This window comes from Bacillus cereus (genome assembly GCF_002577405.1).
Classification (GTDB): Bacteria; Bacillota; Bacilli; order Bacillales; family Bacillaceae_G; genus Bacillus_A; species Bacillus_A cereus_AU.
Genome location: NZ_NULR01000013.1, coordinates 175,483 through 188,760, shown reverse-complemented (window position 1 = coordinate 188,760; position 13,278 = coordinate 175,483). Strand labels below are relative to the sequence as shown.

Here is a 13,278-nt window from a genome sequence, read left to right as displayed (position 1 = left end):
TTGCAATGCGTCGTTTTTAAGCCCTTTACCTAACGACTGGTAGGAAGGAGAAATGACATATGGCATGGATTTATGTAATCTTAGCTGGTATTATTGAAATCTTTTGGGTAATTGGATTAAAACACGCAGAGACACCACTTGAATGGATAGGTGTCGCTCTATTAATTGCAATAAGTTTCGTCTTATTATTTAGAGCTTATAAAGATTTACCTGTTGGTACTGTGTACGCCGTCTTTACTGGAATTGGAGCTGGCGGAATCGTTCTTACAGAGATTTTCGTTTTCGGAGAGCCATTCTCTATTGTAAAAATATTATTAATCGGTTTAATCTTCTTCGGCGTAATTGGTTTAAAACGAGTAACAGAAGAAAAAGAAGCGAAGGAGGCTGCATAAAATGGCTTGGGTATTTTTAATTCTAGCTGGTATTTGTGAAATTATTGGTGTACTCTTTATGAAAGTAGCCACTGAAAAGAAAGGCTGGGCACCAAAAGTTATTTTAATCGCTAACTTCGGCGTAAGCTTCTTCTTCTTATCCCTTGCGATGGACACATTACCAATGGGAACTGCTTACGCGATTTGGACTGGAATCGGCACTGCAGGAAGTGCACTTCTAGGTATTCTTATTTTCCGCGAATCAGCGGATTGGCGCCGCCTTGCCTTCTTAAGCTGCATTCTATGCGGCGCTGTTGGCTTAAAACTATTAAGCTAACGTGAGGTGAATGTCATGCGGAAAGAAAAAGGAAAACAAATCTTAACATGGATCACACTCGGGATCATCATTCTATTGCAAGTAAGTTTTCATATAATAGAATGGTTGTTTCATAAGGTACTATCCATTCTTACGTTCCTTCCTAACATGGCACTTGAAATTGCATCTATCGCTTGGTCAATTATCGCTTCCATTATAATCGTAATTATATGGAGTATCGCCAAGCTATGGAAGAAAGTATATAAAAAGGACAGTTACTCTGAAAAAGAGTAACTGTCTTTTTTTATATTCATTCAGACTTTCTGTAGAAGTTTGATGTGATAAGACAAATAAGACCAACTATGACAATACTGATACCAATTCCTTTATGCAAATTAGGAAATGGTGATGGTATGTCTGAGTAAAAATTTGCTAATATGAGACCGATTGAAAGTCAACTACCCCCACTGAGATAAAACGTTTCAGTGGGGGCTTGAGTTTGAATGCTAGGTCTTTTCGTCTATCACTAGACTGTTTGACGCTCTAGCATTCATGCCACCTTATGGTAACACCCCAAGTATGTTTTTGGTTGGTACTGGCAACGAACGATTGTTTTCCCACTTGCACCACCCTTTCGAAAAAGAGCAATTCTTCCTTATGGAAGAAGCCACCACTCAGATGAATCCGGCGTGTGCTACAAGCCCCGACAAGTCGAGTACACATGGATGGTTGACGCACCCACTAAGCTATGCGCGAAGCAACAGCCTTACGTTTTTGCACTTCTAATAGAATCGGCGTTTTTACCTTGAGATTGTCATCTAATTCTACAACTTTTGATTTTTCCAATGTATTCAGCGCACCATTAATATCAGCGTGGATACATGTTCCTGCTTTACTTTGGTACAGACCACGCGTGATTCGTTTGCCACTAAAGCGATAATGAGTTCTATCATCCTTAGACCAAACTGGAACCGGATCTTTATCAAGAAAACTAGCTTTTGAAGTATAGCTTTCTTCTTGTTTTAAAAATCGTATACCTTCTTTTACACATTTATTCTCAATCGCTGCCATCAGTTTATGAAATGGAATTTGAACAAATGTTTGATTATTCTTTTTTCCCATATCAGATTTTTGTTTCCAACCAGCGTTATACCCTACGACAATTGTATCTACGTTACATGCTTTCACTTTTTTGAACAACAAGCCTACCGCTTGTGAAATATAACCATTTATTTGTCGTTCCCGTTTATGCCAAAGTGCAGCCATTTGATTCGTTACAATACGTTTTGAAATTCCATTGTCCATATTTTCCTGTTGCAGATTACGTATCATTTTGTTGAAGTACTGGTTAATAGATTTTAGTTTTTTTCCATCAATTAAAAATGTATCACCTATATTTGTTACGCAACTTACTAATCTATCTACACCTAAATCGCAACTCAAAGCGTTACTAGTGGTCGTGGGTGGTTTCTTCATTTGAGAAACGTGCATCTCATATGTATAATGCACCTCAAAGAACCGACCTTTTTGCTTCGGTACAATCTCAATGTAGGAGATTTTTTTATTTCTCAAGTTTTTAGGCATACGTATTTTAATGGAACCGAATTTTTTCCTGAATGCAACATTCATCGGAATGATCCAATATCCGTTCTCATCCACTTTTGGCACTTGATAGATTTCAATAATTCGTTTGTCAGTGGAACGAGAATAATTTGGAAACTTCGGACGACCTGTGAACTTCTCAGGATTTTTCTTCCACTGTTCCAACGCTTTAAAAAAGCTTTTCACTTCTGTAAATAAAGCTCTACGAACGGCTTGAACAGAGTTTGATTGAACACCCCAGTAGTTCATATCAGCCTGCATGGCATTGTCCACTTCTTTTACAGTAGCCATTTTATTATGGGTCAAATAACTTTGTTTAATGGTGTACAATCCAACATTTCGTAACGCTTTTGAACTATGCGACATGCGCTGAAGTAAACGAAATTCTTTAGCTGTGAGGCAAGCTCCTCCGATATTCTGTTTCTGCGTGAATCGTTGCATGGTTTCTCTTTTCTTTTGTTTCCGTAATACTTTCACTGCTTTCTTTCTAGCCATTGTTTTCACCACCTTTCTCAGAGAGTTCATTACAATTATTTCTTTCCTAAGATCGTGTTTTTTCTTAGGAAAGAAATATTTTTGTAACTGTTAATTACTTTTGACAAATCAATATTTAAAACGGAACAAAATGTGAACATGGTCTTCATCGTAATTCCTTTTGGTTCAAGCAACCAAATGATTATGATTATCATTATCTAATTTCGTTATCCTACGACATATTCCCTCCTTATCTAGGGCAAATTATATCGTAAGACAAAAGAAACAAAATTGTTTCGTCTACCTGCTGACGGCAATTCATCTCCACCTGAATTGTTGGGCTTCACCCGTAACACAAATCAGATGGAGTCTTCTTGCCGAAAAGGATAAAAATACCCCTATTCTATATAACCATTTTCTTTTATTCATCATTCTCCCTCCTAAAATCTTTCATACGCTCCTTTCTTTTGGACATACTACCTAAAAAAGGAGTGAATAATATGCAAAATTCTATACATAAGCAAATCCTATTTTTATTTTTCCTCTTTCTCATTCTCGTTATCGTTTTCAGCTTTATACTACATACTCCGAAAGATGTACCGAATAGCCTCTCTGTTTACAAACTCTTACTTTCATATTGTCGTTATTGAGGAAGGTGCCTTCTTAAATTTTTGGCAAGAAAAAAAGACCAACATTTTCCTGTTGGTCTTTCGTATATGTATCACTTTTCAAAGCGATCTAACATCTCGTCTCTCATTCCGAAACTAACTACCGCAATTCCTACATACATAAATAGAAGGAATGCCGGATGAACTGTGTTGTACCAGCTGCTATCAACGATTAAATAAATCGTTAATGCCACAACAAGAACAAACGCTAAGATAAACATATAAAAGTGTCTTGTACTACCCATGATAAACTCCTCTCTTCTCACTTCACCATTCAACAGTATATTGTATCGAATAATTCGATATGACTCAAGGTTAACTTTCTGTTATGTAATCAAGTTCTACCTTTACAATGTCCTCACACGCTATTGAAATGATTGTTCCCTGTTTATCAATTGCTGTCACTTCTCTATTGTCCATTACACGATGCGCGACTCTTTCTAGCACTTTCCCTTGGTCTCGGTAACAAAATTCTTTTATGTCTTTAATTGTTTCTCCATTTTCTAAATGGTATACCATTCTATAACACCGATATCCCACGCTTTCACCCCCAAACTTGTTCGTTTTTTCACATATACATAAAAATGAGTAATTTTTGCCTCATCACATCTTCTTAATTTCAATAAAATTCTAACAAAAATAAATACTTTTATCAAACCGACTTTTTCAACAAAATCACCTATGAAACTGCTTCTTTACAGCAATATGAAACAAAAAATATAAATTTTTAACATTTTTTCACTATTTCTGCACAAATTCTCCAAACAAAAAAAAGAACCCGCATATAGCGAGTTCTTTTCATTCCCATCAAACTTGTACAGGAGCTAGCTTTTCATAACGTAAAACAGGTTTACGTGCAGCCATTGTTTCGTCTAAACGTTTAATGACTGTAGTATGCGGTGCTTCTTGTACAACTTCTGGATTTTCTTCTACTTCTTTAGCAATTTGAATCATCTTATCAATGAAACCGTCTAATGTTTCTTTTGATTCTGTTTCTGTTGGCTCAATCATAATACATTCTTCCACATTTAATGGGAAGTAAATTGTTGGTGGATGGTATCCGAAATCAAGCAGACGTTTTGCAATATCTAATGTACGTACACCAAGTTTCTTTTGACGACGACCTGATAATACAAATTCATGCTTACAATGTCTATCGAATGGAAGATCATAGAATGGAGCTAATCTTCTCATCATATAGTTTGCATTTAATACAGCATACTCAGTTACTGCACGTAATCCATCTGGACCCATAGAACGAATGTATGTGTATGCACGCACGTTAATTCCGAAGTTACCATAGAATGGTTTCACACGCCCAATTGCTTCTGGACGATCGTAGTTGAAGTGATAACCATTTTCTGTTTTCTCTAAAATTGGTTTTGGTAAGTACGGAATTAAATCAGCTTTCACTCCTACTGGACCAGAACCTGGGCCGCCACCGCCGTGAGGACCTGTAAATGTTTTATGAAGGTTTAAATGCACAACGTCAAATCCCATATCTCCTGGGCGCGCTTGGCTTAATACCGCATTTAAGTTTGCACCATCATAGTATAATTTACCGCCTGCATTATGGACGATTTCTGCCATTTCTAAAATGTTTTCTTCGAATAGACCTAATGTATTTGGATTTGTTAACATAAGTGCTGCTGTTTCTTCGTTTACAACACGTTTTAAGTCTTCTAAATCAACAAGGCCATGTTCATTTGATTTTACTGTAATTGTTTCAAAACCAGCTACTGTTGCAGACGCCGGATTCGTTCCGTGAGCAGAGTCAGGAACAATTACTTTCGTACGGTTAAAGTCACCATTTGCTTCATGATATGCACGAATTAACATTAAACCTGTCCATTCTCCGTGCGCACCCGCTGCTGGTTGTAATGTAACAGTATCCATACCTGTAATTTCAATTAAATGTTCTTGTAAGTCGTACATTAATTCCATTGCACCTTGCACTGTTTTTTCATCTTGAAGTGGATGAATATTTGCAAAGCCTGCGAAACGAGCTACATTTTCATTAATTTTCGGATTATATTTCATCGTACAAGATCCAAGTGGATAGAATCCAGAATCTACGCCGTGGTTACGGTTTGAAAGCGCTGTGTAATGACGCATAATATCAAGTTCAGATACTTCTGGAAGCTCTGCATCTTCAACGCGAATATAATCGCTCTCAAACACATCTTCTAATTTCACTTCTTCTACATCCATTTTGGGTAAGCTATATCCTACGCGTCCTTCTTTACTCACTTCAAAGATAAGTGCTTGGTCTTGGTTCTTCATTGGATAGCCCCCATTTCGTTTACAAGTGTGTCAATTTCCTCTTTTGTACGAAGCTCAGTTACTGCTAAAAGCATATGATTTTCATGCTCTTTATAATCACGGCCTAAGTCGTAACCACCGATAATATTCTTTTGGAGTAATGCATCGTTTACTTCTTTTACTGGGCGTTTGCAATCTACAACGAACTCATTGAAAAATGGTCCAGCAAATGTAACTGTGAAGCCTTTCGCCTCAAATTGACGTTTTGCATATTGTGCTTTAGAAATGTTTTGACGTGCCATTTCTTTCACACCTTGTTTACCAAGAGCCGTCATTGCAACTGATGCTGCTAATGCATTTAATGCTTGGTTTGAACAAATGTTAGACGTCGCTTTATCACGGCGAATATGCTGTTCACGAGCTTGTAACGTTAATACAAACCCACGTTTACCATCTGAATCTACAGTTTGTCCAACAAGACGTCCTGGAATTTTACGCATAAATGCTTTCGTTGTTGCAAAGTAACCACAGTGCGGTCCACCAAACTGTGTTGGGATACCAAATGGTTGTGCATCACCGATTACAATATCAGCACCAAATTTTCCTGGTGGTATTAATGCGCCTAATGATAATGGATTTGAAGAAACGATAAATAATGATTTTCGTTGATGAACGATTTTTTCGATATCAGCTAACTTTTCAACTTGTCCGAAGAAGTTTGGATATTGAACGATTACACAAGCAACTGTATCGTCTACTTCGCTTTGTAATACATCTAAATCTGTTACACCATCTTTATGATTAATTTCAACAACTTCAAGATGTTGACCTTTTGCATATGTTTCAAGTACTGCTCTTGATTCTGGATGAACTGCCGCTGATACAAGAATTTTCTTTTTACGAGTATGGCCAGCTGCTAACATTGCCGCTTCAGCTAAAGCTGTACCTCCGTCATACATAGAAGAGTTTGCTACATCCATTCCTGTTAATTCACAAATCATTGTTTGGAATTCAAAAATCGCTTGTAATTCCCCTTGTGAAATTTCTGGTTGATATGGTGTGTAAGCTGTATAAAACTCTGAACGAGAAATAACATGATCAACAATTACTGGAGCGTAATGATCGTATACACCTGCTCCTAAGAAAGAAGCGTATTCTTTTAAATTAGCATTTTTACTAGCCATTTGAGATAACTCTTTTAAAAGCTCTGGCTCTGATTTTGCTTCTTTAATTTTTAAATCCCCTTTAAAACGAACACTCTCTGGAATATCAGAGAATAACTCATCAATCGTTTGAACGCCGATTGTTTGTAACATTTCTTTTTTGTCTTCTTCTGTCATTGGAAGATAACGATGCAACATGAAATCTACCCCTCTCCCCGTTACTTTGAACGTTTATAAAATGGTGTTGGAACAACTACTGCTTTGACGCGTTTATTACGAATTTCAATTTCTACTTCTGTATCAACTGCTGCGTATTTTACATCAATTAGTGCTAAACCAATGCTTTTCTTTAACGTTGGAGATTGTGTACCACTCGTTACTTCCCCGATTTTTTCTTCTCCTACAAATACAGGGTAATGCGTACGAGGAATACCACGTTCGATTACTTCGATGCCGACTAATTTACGAGATGCACCGTTTTCTTTTTGCTCTTTTAACGTTTCTTTTCCAAAGAAGTCTGCTTCTTTATTTGGTTTTACCGCAAAGCCAATTCCAGCTTCAATCGGTGTAATGTCTTTTGATAATTCTTGACCATAAAGTGGTAATGTCGCTTCGAAGCGAAGTGTATCACGAGCACCTAAACCACATGCTTTTAATCCTTCTTCTGCTCCCACTTCAAGAAGTTTCTCCCAAAGTTTTGCAGCATCTTCACTCTTACAGTAAATTTCAAATCCATCTTCACCTGTGTAACCAGTACGAGATACAAGTGCAGGAATTCCATCTACAAGAATATCATTTTTAAATTTAAAGAACTTAATTTCTTTCAAATCTTCTGACACAACTTTTTGTAAAATGCCTTCTGCTTTTGGTCCTTGAATTGCAAGCTGTGCAACTTCACTAGAAACATTGACTACTTTCGCATCGCCAATTACATGACTTGCTAACCATTCGTAATCTTTCTCGATATTTGATGCATTGATTACTAATAAATAGTCTTCTTCACCACGTTTGTAGATTAATAAATCATCTACTGTACCACCATTTTCGTAGCACATAGCTGTATATTGTGCGCCCCCTACCTTTAAGGTAGATACGTCATTTGTAACAACACGTTGTAAAAATGCTAAACTATCTACACCTTTTACCTCAACTTCTCCCATATGAGACACATCGAACAAACCTGCCGCTGTACGTACAGCTTCATGTTCTTCTTTAATGCTTGAAAATTGAACTGGTAATTCCCAACCACCGAAGTCGATTGTTTTTCCACCATACTTCGCGTATACATCAAATAACGGTGTACGTTGTAATGTAATCATGCTCTTTCCCCCTTATGCTCTGACAAATCAATAAAAGTTGTTTCCCATATCTAAACATTTTCATTCTGAAAAGATAGGATATACGGAATCTCATCATATTTTTTTATGAAAGCGTAAATAAAAAGTTACTTTCTTGGATAAAATACGAAAGATTCCACACATTTCACACCATTATCCTAACATTATTCGCTATATTTCATCAATATTCTAGCATAAAAAATAATTTAGAATTTTTTATTCTTAATCTTATTAAATACAACTTTTGGGATTTACCCCTTTATTCTTTAACTTTTAGTAATTGTGATAGTGCCTTATTACGAGGCTTATAATAAAGATTTTTTTAATAATCACTTTAGTTTATAAAAGGTGGGAGCGTCTGAATGAATGTCGATATTTCCGTAGATCGAACGTGGCAAAATAATTTTTTAAAAAGAATTGATGAAGATGGCCCTTGGACAAATTGGGATTTATATCAATTGGCTTATAAAACTGAAAAATCATTACTCGTCCCTACTTTTGATGGATTACAAGCACCAAAACACTTATCACATTTCACGCCACTTCCGCATCAATTAGAAGTCGCTCAAAATGTTATTGAACAAATGAATGGTAAAGCGATTTTAGCAGATGAAGTTGGACTTGGGAAAACGATCGAAGCTGGTCTTATTTTAAAAGAATATATGGTGCGGGGACTTGTCAAAAAGGTACTTATTCTCGTTCCAGCTTCTCTCGTTTCTCAGTGGGCATATGAACTAAACACAAAGTTTTTCATTCCTGCGGTCGCTCAAAAGAAAAGTTATTCTTGGGAACAAGCTGACGTCATCGTTTCATCAATCGATACTGCAAAACGTTCGCCGCATCGCGATATCGTTTTAAACTTAGAATATGACCTTATTATTATCGATGAAGCACATAAACTAAAAAATAATAAAACAAAAAACTATGAATTTGCGCAACGATTAAAAAAGAAGTTTTGTTTATTACTAACCGCTACTCCTGTTCAAAATAAAATTGATGAAATCTTCAACCTCGTTTCTTTATTAAAACCAGGGCATTTAGGTAATCAATCTAATTTTGAAGAATATTACGCTTCAAAAAATCGTTCAGCTGAATCAGATGAAGATTTAAAAGCTCTCATCAACAAAGTAATGGTCCGAAATAGACGCCATAATACTGGCATTGATTGGCCAAAGAGGCATGTACGAACAATATTCGTTGAATTTAATGAAGAAGAGCAAGCTTTGTATAATGGGATTGAAAATTGGCGGGGACAAGATGCCTTCACATCCGCTTTTTCATCGTTAACTTTAAAGCGGGAAGCGTGTAGTAGTCGTGAAGCTGTGTACTATTCATTAAAAAAACATGTAGAAAAAAGACAGAAAGAAAATGAACATTACATAAAAGATCCGCATATCGATGTACTTATGGATAAAATTAATCATATTCCTTTCAACTCAAAAGCAAATAAAGCTTTGGAAATTATAAAAGAAATCAACGATAAAGTCATCATTTTCACTGAATATCGAGCGTCACAAATGTATTTGCAATGGTTCTTACAACAACATGGTATTTCTTCTGTTCCATTTCGCGGTGGATTTAAACGTGGAAAAAAAGATTGGATGAAGGAACTTTTCCAAAATCGTGCTCAAGTGTTAATCGCAACCGAAGCAGGCGGTGAAGGAATTAACTTACAGTTTTGTAGCCATATGATTAATTATGACTTGCCATGGAATCCAATGAGACTCGAACAAAGAATTGGGCGGATTCATCGTCTTGGACAAAAAAATGATGTTCATATTTATAACTTAGCAACAAAACATACTGTTGAAGAGCATATTTTAAAACTACTGTATGAAAAAATTAATTTATTTGAACGAGTAATCGGTGAACTCGATGAAATTTTAACGAGAATCAACATGAAAAATATCGATGCGCATATTCAAGAAATTTTCGCACAGTCAAAAAGTGAAGGAGAAATTCGAATCAAAATGGAAAACTTAACATCTATTATCGACTTTGCGAAGCGCAATGAAGCTGAGGTGCAGGACTATGCAGCAAAATGAAATTCATAATTACTTATATAACTTTTTTGAGGCGAATAACTGTGAAATTTTAAAACGTTCTCCTCACTTATTAGATGTACAGTTAACAATTGAAATGGATAAATTATTAATGAACCGCCCTTTTTATTGGCACTATCTTGAGAAAACAGGAGGCGTACCGAATCCGATGCGCCTTACTCTTATTACAAATCCAGAAAATGAAGAAAATGACGGTGAGCTTATTCACTACGGTTCACCACGTCTACATCAAATATTCCAGACAACGAAAGAATTAGGCTCTTACATACGATTATACGAGGAAGTGAAACATAACGGGGCAACACATACCCCACTCCATCCTTGGCTCGGTGTAAATATAAAAGTGTCCTACCAATGTGATCGAAAAAAAGACATCCTTCACTCCATTGGTATTCATCTCATCTCTGGAACAATGATTGCAAACTTTCATGAAACATTAACAAGCATTAAACTTATACCAAAAATACCTGACTTTTGTTTTACGCTCTCCCCTATCATTAAACCTCAAAGCGGTTTACAGCGTATAGAGGACGCTTTAAAAAATATAATTGCAGAAGATGACCATACGTGGGCAAAAGAAGCTAGAGTGCGTTGGAATCATGATCTCGACCTTTTAAATCGATTTTACGAAGATAACGATGAACTTCCTGAAAGCTATGAAATTGAAAAGCAAGCATTGCAAGAACAGTACGAACCACGCATTACAGTGCAAATAATTAACGGTGGTCTTTTTTATGTTACCGCTAATCATTTTCTCTCTTAAAAAGCTCCTTCTGCTTTAGAAGGAGCTTTCTTTTGAGTTATCCTCTATCACCATTACGCTCTTGCTGTTTTTTCTCTGCCATACGTTTCTGATATGCACGATCCTTTGCGCTCACATGATTTGCATCAGTTGGAAGATTTTCTTTTGAGCGTCCAATTCCATTACTCATCTTTTCCCCTCCTTTTTTCATGCTTTAAAATACACCTTTATTTTCAGCTAGAGGCACAATACTTATACAAAAAAAATAAGAGCAGCTATTAGCTACTCTTACTTCTTATTCATTCACATATTTTTGAAACATATCATGGATGCCTTGATTTACTAGATTCGAGATCTGCGCGTCAGATTTATTCGGATAACGATCGCGCAATCTGATAGATGCCTTCACCATTAAATTTTCTAATACAGAACGGCCACCTTCTCCATAAATAATTTCAGCATACTTAACAAGCCTTCCATCCTCTAATGTTGCTGGATTATGATTGAAGAAAAATTTACTCATTGTCTCCACCTCTCTCTTTGATAACGTTTACATTTATATAATTTATTTATGTTATTTATTTCACAATATTGTATGCGTGTATATATAATTAGTTTCATTATAAAATAACATATCGATAGTAAGTATGTGATTTTTCGTCCATTTTGTGAACAAAACCAAAAATGAAAGCGTTTCCTTTATTATATACTAAAAAAACTTACTACGCTAGGGGCAATTTTCTCAATCTACTAATCATATACTTTTTCTTTTTCCAACAAACCTTATATAATTTTCAGAAATTATATTATAAAATATATGTATGACTTAAGGAGGAACTATATGAATCAAAATAAAAAAGCTATATTAGATCTTGTCTTTTATCTCGTAATCCCATTCCTCATTTGGAAATTTGCAAAACCTTATATCGATCCTTATTACGCGATGTTACTTTCCTCTGTTCCGGGGATTATTTATACACTGTATACCTTTAAAAAAGAAAAACAGTTTAACGTGACAGGGTTCTTTATTTTAATTACACTCATTTCTAATACAACGGTAGATTTATTATCTGGATCAGCTGAACGAATGTTGTGGAACGATGCGTACTATCACATCGTACTCGGTATTATCGTCATATGTACAATATTTATAAAAAAACCACTTATGTTATATTTCGCTGCAGATATTGCCGCATTGCAAGGGCATGACCGTGATAAAAGCCGTGAGCTGTATCGTGATAGTCGTATATATCCAGCATTGCAATATTTAACGCTATTTTTCGGCCTGCAATTTATATTAAAAAGCTTTTTAAAAATTTATTTCATCTCTGTTTTCGGTGTAGATGGCTACGGTGAAATGAGAGCGATTATGACTGCTGTCGGCTGGGGCATTTCCATTTGTATCGGAATAGGGTTCGTATGGGTGAACAATAAAATACATGCAGTTACTGAAGAAAAAGAATCCGTGCAGTAAATAAAAATTCCCAAGTAGTATGATACTACTTGGGGATTTTTATTTTGCTAGACATATGACTAAAAGTTAACTTGATTTTTTCCTTTTATTTTTTACGTTTCGATACAACAACGTAGCACTCAGCGGCATAACACCAAACCATTTATTCAAAAATGGCTCTTTTTCAGCACGACGTTGTTCCTTCTTTTGTTTACGATCTTCTTTTGGCGCATCCATATACGACACAAACTGCTGCGTCACAAAGCGAACATAATCATTAGTAGACATATTATCATCACCTCTACTTGATTAGTATGTCCACTTTTTTATTCATTAATCTTTTCCTTTAACTCATTCATAATTTGCTTTACCGACTTATTTGTCGTATCGATATGAATATGAGCTTCTTCATAATAAGCTCGGCGCATTTCAAATTTCGTTACAAATGCATCAATATCTTTCTTCTGAAATAGTGGACGTGTCGTATCTTCACGAAGTCTTTCTGCAATTACATACGGATCGCAATATAAATACACGACAGTTCCGTTCTCTCTCATCCACTTTCGATTTTCCGCTCGTTCAATAATTCCCCCACCAGTTGTAATAATGACATTATGAACCGGTAGTGAACGTAACATTTCACTTTCATAGTCCCGAAAAACCATTTCGCCTTCTTCGGCAAAAATATGCCGAATCTCCTTCTCTTGCTTCTCTTCAATTTTTTGATCTGTATCTACAACATCCATATGAAGCTCTTTACTTAACGCTTTTCCAATTGTTGTTTTCCCAGCTCCCATATAGCCGGTTATGTATATAGATTTCATTCT

At 35.9% G+C, this 13,278-nt stretch carries 16 protein-coding genes and 2 pseudogenes; 7 read left to right on the top strand and 11 right to left on the bottom strand.

Annotation, left to right across the window (positions count from 1 at the left end):
• The first annotated feature begins 59 nt into the window (after positions 1-59).
• The 3 genes from COC96_RS16785 to COC96_RS16775 are packed head-to-tail and all read left to right on the top strand — an operon-like array spanning position 60 to position 981.
• Positions 60-392, top strand: a complete 333-nt coding sequence (locus COC96_RS16785) for a DMT family transporter (protein ID WP_098268084.1) — start codon at positions 60-62, stop codon at positions 390-392.
• Position 393: 1 nt separating this feature from the next.
• Complete coding sequence (locus tag COC96_RS16780) at positions 394-708, top strand: DMT family transporter (protein ID WP_000312621.1); 315 nt, start codon at positions 394-396, stop codon at positions 706-708.
• Between the two features lie 15 nt (positions 709-723).
• A complete protein-coding gene (locus COC96_RS16775) occupies positions 724-981 on the top strand; it encodes a DUF3975 family protein (RefSeq protein ID WP_098268085.1) in 258 nt (85 codons plus the stop codon).
• Positions 982-1,428: 447 nt separating this feature from the next.
• Here the strand turns inward: COC96_RS16775 and COC96_RS16760 are convergent, their stop codons facing one another.
• The 7 genes and pseudogenes from COC96_RS16760 to gcvT all read right to left on the bottom strand — a co-directional run bounded on the left by COC96_RS16760 (position 1,429) and on the right by gcvT (position 8,175).
• On the bottom strand, positions 1,429-2,784 hold the full coding sequence (locus COC96_RS16760) for an RNA-guided endonuclease TnpB family protein (RefSeq protein ID WP_098268087.1): 1,356 nt from the start codon (positions 2,782-2,784) through the stop codon (positions 1,429-1,431).
• A gap of 36 nt (positions 2,785-2,820) precedes the next feature.
• A pseudogene (locus COC96_RS28710) lies at positions 2,821-2,940 on the bottom strand (IS200/IS605 family transposase); the annotation flags it as partial.
• Between the two features lie 544 nt (positions 2,941-3,484).
• Positions 3,485-3,676 (bottom strand): hypothetical protein, encoded by a 192-nt coding sequence (locus tag COC96_RS16745; RefSeq protein WP_000535934.1) that lies wholly within the window; start codon positions 3,674-3,676, stop codon positions 3,485-3,487.
• Between the two features lie 70 nt (positions 3,677-3,746).
• Positions 3,747-3,950 carry a DUF3929 family protein gene (locus tag COC96_RS16740; RefSeq protein ID WP_000262494.1) on the bottom strand — a complete coding sequence of 68 codons (204 nt, stop codon included), beginning with the start codon at positions 3,948-3,950 and terminating at the stop codon, positions 3,747-3,749.
• A 288-nt stretch (positions 3,951-4,238) separates the two neighbouring features.
• The gene (gcvPB, locus tag COC96_RS16735) at positions 4,239-5,714 is read right to left on the bottom strand and encodes an aminomethyl-transferring glycine dehydrogenase subunit 2 (RefSeq protein ID WP_097902653.1); all 1,476 of its coding nucleotides are present in this window, start codon (positions 5,712-5,714) and stop codon (positions 4,239-4,241) included.
• Complete coding sequence (gene gcvPA / locus COC96_RS16730) at positions 5,711-7,054, bottom strand: aminomethyl-transferring glycine dehydrogenase subunit 1 (protein ID WP_098769076.1); 1,344 nt, start codon at positions 7,052-7,054, stop codon at positions 5,711-5,713. Before gcvPA ends, gcvPB begins: the two co-directional genes overlap by 4 nt.
• A gap of 20 nt (positions 7,055-7,074) precedes the next feature.
• Positions 7,075-8,175, bottom strand: coding sequence for a glycine cleavage system aminomethyltransferase GcvT (gene gcvT / locus COC96_RS16725; protein ID WP_000631761.1), 1,101 nt, complete (start codon positions 8,173-8,175; stop codon positions 7,075-7,077).
• Positions 8,176-8,555: 380 nt separating this feature from the next.
• Between gcvT and COC96_RS16720 the strand changes: the two genes are divergently transcribed.
• Both COC96_RS16720 and COC96_RS16715 read left to right on the top strand, forming a co-directional pair.
• Complete coding sequence (locus COC96_RS16720; protein ID WP_097902656.1) at positions 8,556-10,238, top strand: DEAD/DEAH box helicase; 1,683 nt, start codon at positions 8,556-8,558, stop codon at positions 10,236-10,238.
• Positions 10,225-11,019, top strand: coding sequence for a YqhG family protein (locus COC96_RS16715; protein ID WP_098268089.1), 795 nt, complete (start codon positions 10,225-10,227; stop codon positions 11,017-11,019). The genes COC96_RS16720 and COC96_RS16715 overlap by 14 nt, the downstream gene beginning before the upstream one ends.
• A 37-nt stretch (positions 11,020-11,056) precedes the next feature.
• Here the strand turns inward: COC96_RS16715 and COC96_RS28075 are convergent, their stop codons facing one another.
• A complete protein-coding gene (locus tag COC96_RS28075; protein ID WP_097902658.1) occupies positions 11,057-11,188 on the bottom strand; it encodes a hypothetical protein in 132 nt (43 codons plus the stop codon).
• Positions 11,189-11,293: 105 nt separating this feature from the next.
• Positions 11,294-11,521, bottom strand: a complete 228-nt coding sequence (locus tag COC96_RS16705; protein WP_097902659.1) for a hypothetical protein — start codon at positions 11,519-11,521, stop codon at positions 11,294-11,296.
• 72 nt (positions 11,522-11,593) lie between these two features.
• Between COC96_RS16705 and COC96_RS16700 the strand changes: the two are divergent.
• Together COC96_RS16700 and COC96_RS16695 are read left to right on the top strand one after the other, a co-directional pair.
• Positions 11,594-11,711 (top strand): annotated as a pseudogene (locus tag COC96_RS16700) (GTP pyrophosphokinase).
• 128 nt (positions 11,712-11,839) lie between these two features.
• Positions 11,840-12,472 (top strand): VC0807 family protein, encoded by a 633-nt coding sequence (locus COC96_RS16695; protein ID WP_001073110.1) that lies wholly within the window; start codon positions 11,840-11,842, stop codon positions 12,470-12,472.
• A 66-nt stretch (positions 12,473-12,538) separates the two neighbouring features.
• On the opposite strand, the gene COC96_RS16690 is transcribed toward COC96_RS16695, so the two are convergent.
• Together COC96_RS16690 and COC96_RS16685 are read right to left on the bottom strand one after the other, a co-directional pair.
• Positions 12,539-12,739 (bottom strand): YqzE family protein, encoded by a 201-nt coding sequence (locus tag COC96_RS16690; protein WP_097902661.1) that lies wholly within the window; start codon positions 12,737-12,739, stop codon positions 12,539-12,541.
• Positions 12,740-12,777: 38 nt separating this feature from the next.
• Positions 12,778-13,275, bottom strand: a complete 498-nt coding sequence (locus tag COC96_RS16685; RefSeq protein ID WP_098268090.1) for a shikimate kinase — start codon at positions 13,273-13,275, stop codon at positions 12,778-12,780.
• Between the last annotated feature and the right edge of the window lie 3 nt (positions 13,276-13,278).

Excerpts from the sequence above, each read along its gene's own strand:
- COC96_RS16695 (WP_001073110.1), top strand. The coding sequence starts at position 11,840 with ATGAATCAAAATAAAAAAGCTATATTAGATCTTGTCTTTTATCTCGTA.
- gcvPB (WP_097902653.1), bottom strand. The coding sequence starts at position 5,714 with ATGAAGAACCAAGACCAAGCACTTATCTTTGAAGTGAGTAAAGAAGGA.
- COC96_RS16715 (WP_098268089.1), top strand. The coding sequence starts at position 10,225 with ATGCAGCAAAATGAAATTCATAATTACTTATATAACTTTTTTGAGGCG.
- COC96_RS16740 (WP_000262494.1), bottom strand. The coding sequence starts at position 3,950 with ATGGTATACCATTTAGAAAATGGAGAAACAATTAAAGACATAAAAGAA.
- COC96_RS16685 (WP_098268090.1), bottom strand. The coding sequence starts at position 13,275 with ATGAAATCTATATACATAACCGGCTATATGGGAGCTGGGAAAACAACA.
- COC96_RS16745 (WP_000535934.1), bottom strand. The coding sequence starts at position 3,676 with ATGGGTAGTACAAGACACTTTTATATGTTTATCTTAGCGTTTGTTCTT.
- COC96_RS16780 (WP_000312621.1), top strand. The coding sequence starts at position 394 with ATGGCTTGGGTATTTTTAATTCTAGCTGGTATTTGTGAAATTATTGGT.
- COC96_RS16690 (WP_097902661.1), bottom strand. The coding sequence starts at position 12,739 with ATGTCTACTAATGATTATGTTCGCTTTGTGACGCAGCAGTTTGTGTCG.
- COC96_RS28075 (WP_097902658.1), bottom strand. The coding sequence starts at position 11,188 with ATGAGTAATGGAATTGGACGCTCAAAAGAAAATCTTCCAACTGATGCA.
- gcvT (WP_000631761.1), bottom strand. The coding sequence starts at position 8,175 with ATGATTACATTACAACGTACACCGTTATTTGATGTATACGCGAAGTAT.
- COC96_RS16775 (WP_098268085.1), top strand. The coding sequence starts at position 724 with ATGCGGAAAGAAAAAGGAAAACAAATCTTAACATGGATCACACTCGGG.
- COC96_RS16760 (WP_098268087.1), bottom strand. The coding sequence starts at position 2,784 with ATGGCTAGAAAGAAAGCAGTGAAAGTATTACGGAAACAAAAGAAAAGA.
- COC96_RS16720 (WP_097902656.1), top strand. The coding sequence starts at position 8,556 with ATGAATGTCGATATTTCCGTAGATCGAACGTGGCAAAATAATTTTTTA.
- COC96_RS16705 (WP_097902659.1), bottom strand. The coding sequence starts at position 11,521 with ATGAGTAAATTTTTCTTCAATCATAATCCAGCAACATTAGAGGATGGA.
- gcvPA (WP_098769076.1), bottom strand. The coding sequence starts at position 7,054 with ATGTTGCATCGTTATCTTCCAATGACAGAAGAAGACAAAAAAGAAATG.
- COC96_RS16785 (WP_098268084.1), top strand. The coding sequence starts at position 60 with ATGGCATGGATTTATGTAATCTTAGCTGGTATTATTGAAATCTTTTGG.